The organism is Xanthomonas arboricola, from assembly GCF_003353015.1.
Classification (GTDB): Bacteria; Pseudomonadota; Gammaproteobacteria; order Xanthomonadales; family Xanthomonadaceae; genus Xanthomonas; species Xanthomonas arboricola_E.
This window is the reverse complement of the sequence record NZ_QREM01000001.1, coordinates 51,539-58,154: the sequence shown is the minus strand read 5'-3', so window position 1 is coordinate 58,154 and position 6,616 is coordinate 51,539. Positions and strand designations below refer to the sequence as shown.

Genomic DNA, 6,616 nt, shown 5'->3' with positions numbered 1-6,616 from the left:
CTTGCTCTTGCGCATCGTTGGTCTCCTTGATGGCTAGTGTGCCCGGAGACCTCTAACTATGGATGGACCAATTTTACGGGGAGCTGACACTTCGATCAGGATGGGGTTGGACCCTTCCTGCATGCACTGTCTGGCTCTGTCAGTACCAATCTGGACGCCGACGCACTCACACAGGCAATCGATGCGTTGCCGGTGAGACAACAGGCAATTGGGAGTTCTCGGCCACCTTGAATGGCAAACGCGAGCGCTTGGTGGTGGTTGCGTTCAAGGATGACGTGGACGCCCCTGACCTTGCGTTCTACACGTCACCGGAACTAGCTGCCAAGGTTCAGCAACAACTTGAATCATTTGCGCAGGCTCAGGGGTGGTAGGCCCCAACACCTCATTTAGGCGGTAGGCCGCTCTGCACATGTGCACACATCCGAAATCAACAAAGACGTCAGTTGTATATCGCACGCTTCGGCTATTGGCTGCGCTACTGGTGGTCTTCGGTGCTTCCGTTACGCTCACCTGGTGGCATCACACCAAAACTCTTTCGCCCTGCGCCACTTTTGCCTCCACCGCAAGAGACCCGGTCGCGTGTCATTCTGGCCTTTGGCTGTTCGGCATGTCCTGGGCAGGACTTGGCATTTTCTTGCTTGCACTCTTTGGCATCTGCTTGCTCTTCTCATGGGCATGGCCGTTGATCCGCCGCAGGCGAAGCTAAAGCCTTAAAATCTGCCCAATCGCCCAGCGATCCGATCTCCTAGTCACGCCTTGCCGCCAAGGAAAGCATGTTCTCCATCTTCAAGAAGAAAGCTGCTCCATTACTGATCGTTCGAGCCAATGGACAGGAGTTGTGTCGCGTTGACCACAACGATGTTCCTTGCGAGATCAAGCCTTCTGCGTGGTTGAAGGCCGATAGCGTCCTGGAGTTTGCCGACTCGGCGGGAGAGGTGCATCGACATGAGCTTGGCGCTGCGACCGGGTGGTTCCACTTCTCGGTTCGCGTACATCCCAACCTCGGCTGCCAGGCGGACTGCGTCATTTCGCAGACCGAGCAGCTGGATCCAGACGCGTTTGCGAATGGCCAGGCATCCGGGATCAGGTTTCAGCCGTTCTTCCTGCCGGGCGCCAGCGTCAGCAGTTCCGCCCTTGCAGGCAAGGGCCTGTTTGCCAGGGGTCTGCACTTCAACGGCTTGCTCACATACAGCAACGTGGTGCTTTCCTGCGAATGCGACCATTGCAAGCGTTCGTTCCTGATCCGCTCCTACCACGCCGGCTTTAGCAACGCGGGATACTTCTACTCGGAGTCTGGCAACTACACCATCACGGTCGATAGCCATCTGCCCGTCAGCCCTGCAGCGCTGTCCGACCCGGATGCCGAAGCGCTTGCTGCGCTGGAAGACGCACTGCCGTTGGCGCCGGATGGATCCCGCTACGCCTACCTCAATCCGTTCCGCTGCCCGCATTGTTCCAAGGCTTACATCGATTTTGAGGCGAACCCGGGTTTGCGGGCGGGCGAGTATTACGGGAATTACTTCGAGTGTTCGACGCTGCTGCGATACGCGCCGGCGGATGTCTAGCATCCTTCCTGATGGCTCCATTGTTGCGTTGCCGCTGGTCTGGCCTTGCTCGCTAGATAACGCTTCCCTAACGGTTCTGAACCCGCTTGAGCGGGCGTCTAATGACGCGTCGCTTGCTGTAAAACATCGGCCTTTTGGATGTCGTGACGTCACGCTGCCGCTGACACAGCGCGCTGGCTCCTGTGTTGCAACGCGAGCCCAAGGCATTAAAATCAAGGCCGTGGTGTGTGTCAGTGATCGCCTGCGCAGTGCAGGGCCATCGCCAGGCGGATCGGTTCAACCATCAACGAAGGAATGCTCATGTTGAAACCAGCAGATACCAAGCTCTATTCCAAGTTGGTCGGCGCCAGCATTGCCATCGGCGCAGGCCTTGGGGCGGCCCTCGGGGGAGCAATGGGCAACCTAGCTCAAGGCATCGGTCTGGGTCTCTCGCTTGGCTCCGTTTTCGGCATTGCCTTGGCGCGTCGGCGTGGTGCCATCTGACGCCGGCATCAGGTGATAGGCGCATGTCGCTAGGCCGACTGCGCTGTGCCGCTGGGGCCGACTTTGATACCGTCTGGTAACCGCTGTGAAATGCAGCCTTGGCAGCGGATCCGCAGCTGTTTCGGTACCGCCCCCTCGATGCCGGTCGGCAAGGCACTTTCATGCGCTACCATTCGTCGATGAATATTAGATCGTGTCTTGCAGTGTTCCTGCTCGGTGTCTGTGCATCGGTTTCAGCCCAAGGGATTTCGCCCGCCACCACGCGCGAGGTCGGTCAGCTTTTCAGGGTCCTTGAACAATCCAACTGCGAGTTTTCGCGCAATGGGTCGTGGTACGCGGCGCCGAAAGCCAGCGAACATTTGCAGCGCAAGTACGAGTATCTGCAGAAAAAAGGACTGGTGACGTCCACCGAGTCCTTTATCGAACTTGCCGCCACCAAGAGCAGCATGTCGGGCAAGCCGTATCAGGTGCGTTGCGGCAATGCTGCGCCTGTATCGAGCCAGTCCTGGTTCACCGGCAAGCTGCGCGAGCTGCGCAGGAAGCCTTCGGGCGATAACACCATATCCAGCATACTCACCCCTTCCCGCACTGCGGTTTGATCCGCTCATTGCCAATCCATGGCAGACATGAAGCCCTCTCAGGCTGATGCAATTGCTCAAGCGATACTGGCGCGGGATCCTGCGGAGCAGGAGGCCTTGCGGCTCAAGCGTGCCAAACAGGCCAAGCAGGCCCAATGGCTGATCGAGCAGCGCAAGGTCGCAGGATTAGCGCTTGCCGGCTTCGTTGCAGGTGCAGTGTTGGCGCAGTTCTTCGACGAACGCTGGATCACCGGTGGATGGGCCGGCGGCCTTCTCGGCACCGTGGCAGGTCGGGCCTGGATTTTCTGGCGCAGTCCACACCTCAAGTGAAGTGTCGACATCGCGAGCGTAGAATTGACTCAGCAACATCGCGGATTCATCCGTCAGCTCGGAGCAGATGTCCTGAGGGAACATGTCAATCAACCACACGATGCATCGGCTCGAAACGAAGATCCCGCCGCCGGTAGTGATGGTATTGTTGGGCCTCGCTGCGTTTGCTGTCACGCGCCTGATGCCGGGATTTGCGTTTTCGCTGCCACGGCACGCGCCCGTAGCGCTTGTACTGGCGTGTGCCGGCGTCGCGCTCAACGGCCTTCCCAAGCTTGCGTTCAAGCGTGCCGGTACGACTGTTAACCCACTGAGGCCGTCGCTGGCCACGCAACTGATCACTGGCGGTGTGTATCGCTACAGCCGCAACCCGATGTATGTCGGTCACGCGGCAATGCTGCTGGGCTGGACGCTGTATCTGCACCACGCGGTGGCGCTACTGGCGGTCCCGCTGTTTGTGCTCTACGTGACGCGCTTTCAGATCAAGCCGGAGGAACGGCAATTGGCCCTCCGGTTCCCTGGCGTCTATGCGGACTTCTGCGCACGCGTGCGACGCTGGCTGTAAGCGAGCTTGGCCACGCATTCGGTCGTGCGCTTGGCGCTGACCGGTTGACCACACGATAGCTGACGGTGTGGCGGCGCGACTGCGCCGGTGGCAACCTGCCACTGCAGCAGCACACCACGCATGGCATTGCGCGGGTAGCAAGCCGGTGAAAGCCTGCGGTTTGCACAAGCCCAGCGTTGCGCCGACGCTGGGTCAGGCGACCTGTCGTTCCCGCACGATGTCAGTATCTGCGTGAGCATCGGCCACAAACGCACTCACCGCATCTTCCAGCTGCGCGGCATGGTCGCCCATGGCGCGTGCGGCGGCGCTGGCGTCCTGCATGCGGGTGACGCCGTCGCGCATGTCCGTATCCACACCGGCGAGGGTGTGATGCACCTGCGCGATGCTGCCCGCCTCTTGTTGTGAGGCGGTGGCGATCCTGCTGAGCGTGCTGCTGACCTGGCCGATGGTGGCGACGATGTGCTGCATGCCTTCGCCTGCGTGGCGCACCTGTTGCACGCCGGCCTGCATATGCGTGACCGATTCGCCGATCAGGGTCTTGATCTGGCTGGCGGCAGTGGACGAGCGCAATGCCAGCGCGCGAACCTCGCCGGCGACCACGGCAAAGCCGCGGCCTTCTTCGCCGGCGCGTGCGGCTTCGACCGCGGCATTGAGAGCGAGGATATTGGTCTGGAAGGCGATGCCGTCGATGACCGAGACGATGTCCTGGATGCGGCGCGAGGCCTGCTCCATCTGCTGCATGGTGCCCATCGCCTGGTGCATGGTGTCGCCGCCGTTGCGCGCGGCCTCGGATGCGGCGGCGGTGAGCTTGTCGGCGTCGGCGGCCTGCGCGGTGTGCTGCTGCATGGTGCCGAGCACGGCCTGCATCTGGGTGGCGGTGTGGCCCAGCGTGGCCGACTGCCTTTGCACCTGCTGCTCCAATGCGTCGTTGCGGGTGAGGATGTGGCCGGCGGCGTGATTGATCGCGGTGCTTGAGCTGCGGATCTGCGCAATGATGCGCGCCAGCTCGTCGGCGGTGGCATTGGCATCGCGCTTCATCTGCTCGAACACGCCTTCGCAGTGACGATCGATGCGCTGCGATAGATCACCACGCGACATCGCCGCCAGCATGCGACGCATGTCCTGCAGGCTGTCGTCGGTGATGGCGAGGAACTGGTTGACGCCATCGGCCAGCTGGCCGAGCGTGCCCACCCCGGCATGCCCCTGCAGACGGGCGCCGAGCTCGCCACGCGTCGCCTGTGCGATGACGGTGGCCAGCTGTTCTTCCAGCGCAAGGTCCTGCGTGCGGTCCTGCCACTCCACCACCACGCCCAGCGAGGCGCCGTCGTGATCGCGGACCGGGGTGATGTTTTCCTGCAGCTGCAGCGCCGCCAGCGCGCGCGTCCTGCTGGTGCCGGCGGCATGCCCGGCCTGTACCGCATCGGCCAGTGCGCTGTGCAGCACCTGTGGGTCGACCTGCGTGCTCAGTTGCTGGAACGACTGATTGCGATAGATGGCAGCGCCCTGCCCGTCGACGATGGCCACCGCCATTGCCGATGCATCCAGCGCCAGCCGGATGCGGCGGTTTTCCAGCAGCAGTTGCTGCTGTTGCGCGATGCGCTGTTCCACCTGCACGCTCATGCGCACCAACGCCTGCGCCAGCGAGCCGCTGCGGAAGGGCTGCTGCAGGATGGCCGGCGGCAGGGTGGCGCCGGTGGCCAGGGTGTCGGCCAGTTCGGCCAGTGCCTCGGCCTCGTGGTCGAGGGCATCGACCTGGCGGCGCAGTTGAACCGCCATCACGCAAACGAAAACGGTTTCGACGATCACATAGCCGGCATGCAGCACCACGATGCCGAAGCCGCTGCCGACGGTGAACGCCTGCACCGGCGTGCCACGCGACTGCAGCCAGTAGAACGCCAGGTGGTGCACGGCGATGGCGCCAGCGGCGACCACGACCGGCAGCCAGTCGCGGTAGTACAGCAGCAGCGCCAGGATCACGAAGACGCCAAAGTGCATTTCCACCAGGCCATGCGCCTGCTGGATGGTGGCGGCGACCAGGGCCATCAGCACCAGCGCATTGGTGATGCGGGTCAGGCGCGTGCCGGGGTTGGCCTGCACCTGCCAGGCCATCAGCAACAGGCTGGGCAACGTGACGGCCACGAACGTGGTCCATTGGCCCTGGTACCAGGCCAGGCCCAGCGAGCCGACGCCCTGCAGCACGGCCAGCCACAGAAACAAGCGGTCGGCCTTGATCGCCAGGCGGGTGGCGTAGGTGGAGGTCGGCGGTGCCGATGCGGACAGTTCCATCATGACAGCGACTCCACGGCACAAGGACAAGGGGACACCAGCGCGGCAGCGGGGGTGCGCGCCAGGACATCGGGCAACCAGCGCGACCACTCCGCCGCGCCGGCCGTGCCGCACACGGCGCCACCGTCGGCAGGGCCTGCGTAGCGCGGTTGGCCGTCGGCGCCGAGCAACCACACGGCATAGCCGCTGCCACGCAACGCAGGGGCGTCGAGCATGCGTACCTGGCCGCCACGCGCACGCACCGCGCTGCTGAGCAACGCCCAGGCGCGATCGGCGGCCAGGTCGCTGCACGCACAGGCGCCTGCCACACCGATCAGCATCGGCATCTGCTGCGCGGCCGGCAGGCTGGCCTGCACCTGCGTCCAGGCAGCGGCCATGTCGTTGGCCTGCGCTGGTGGCGTGGTCCAGGCCACGGCGATCCAGCCGCACCACAGCGCGAGCAGGGCAGCGCCCAGGGTGCGTCGCGTCGGGGCGGACAAGGTACCGAAGACAGGCATGGCGCAACGGGCTCGCGAGATAAGGTGAGCCCTTATCGGATGCGGACGCGTGCGCTTGAGCCGGCTGGCGATTGAAATTTGCGATGGTGGCGACAGCGCGCGGCGGGACCGTTGCGCAGCAAGGGATGACGGGTTGAGGCCGTCGCGGTAGCGCTACCGCACGTTCATCCGGCGCGGGATTTTGTGAGCACGCGTTCACACGGTTTGGTTGATGCACCGCACGCGCTGCCTGTCGCAAGGACAGCTGCGGCAGTGTGCACGGCTGCCCCGCGGCGGGTGGCAGCCAGCACCATCGGCTCCGGCATCACTCCGGCA

General features: G+C 63.5%; 7 protein-coding genes. 5 read left to right on the top strand and 2 right to left on the bottom strand.

Going from position 1 to position 6,616, the window contains the following annotated elements; translation table 11 throughout:
• Nucleotides 1-773 precede the first annotated feature (773 nt).
• The 5 genes from C0541_RS00270 to C0541_RS00250 all read left to right on the top strand — a co-directional run bounded on the left by C0541_RS00270 (nucleotide 774) and on the right by C0541_RS00250 (nucleotide 3,518).
• Nucleotides 774-1,565, top strand: a complete 792-nt coding sequence (locus tag C0541_RS00270) for a hypothetical protein (RefSeq protein ID WP_115045200.1) — start codon at nucleotides 774-776, stop codon at nucleotides 1,563-1,565.
• A gap of 300 nt (nucleotides 1,566-1,865) precedes the next feature.
• Nucleotides 1,866-2,048, top strand: a complete 183-nt coding sequence (locus tag C0541_RS00265) for a hypothetical protein (protein ID WP_180496860.1) — start codon at nucleotides 1,866-1,868, stop codon at nucleotides 2,046-2,048.
• Nucleotides 2,049-2,251: 203 nt separating this feature from the next.
• Entirely contained in the window at nucleotides 2,252-2,647 is a 396-nt protein-coding gene (locus tag C0541_RS00260; protein ID WP_238601227.1) for a DUF5329 domain-containing protein, read from the top strand.
• Nucleotides 2,648-2,665: 18 nt separating this feature from the next.
• Nucleotides 2,666-2,956, top strand: coding sequence for a hypothetical protein (locus tag C0541_RS00255; protein WP_238601226.1), 291 nt, complete (start codon nucleotides 2,666-2,668; stop codon nucleotides 2,954-2,956).
• Between the two features lie 100 nt (nucleotides 2,957-3,056).
• Nucleotides 3,057-3,518 carry a methyltransferase family protein gene (locus tag C0541_RS00250; protein WP_115045624.1) on the top strand — a complete coding sequence of 154 codons (462 nt, stop codon included), beginning with the start codon at nucleotides 3,057-3,059 and terminating at the stop codon, nucleotides 3,516-3,518.
• 192 nt (nucleotides 3,519-3,710) lie between these two features.
• Here C0541_RS00250 and C0541_RS00245 read toward each other — a convergent pair whose 3' ends face one another.
• On the bottom strand, nucleotides 3,711-5,807 hold the full coding sequence (locus tag C0541_RS00245; RefSeq protein ID WP_238601225.1) for a methyl-accepting chemotaxis protein: 2,097 nt from the start codon (nucleotides 5,805-5,807) through the stop codon (nucleotides 3,711-3,713).
• Nucleotides 5,804-6,301, bottom strand: coding sequence for a hypothetical protein (locus tag C0541_RS00240; protein WP_115045199.1), 498 nt, complete (start codon nucleotides 6,299-6,301; stop codon nucleotides 5,804-5,806). The genes C0541_RS00245 and C0541_RS00240 overlap by 4 nt, the downstream gene beginning before the upstream one ends.
• Nucleotides 6,302-6,616: the final 315 nt, after the last annotated feature.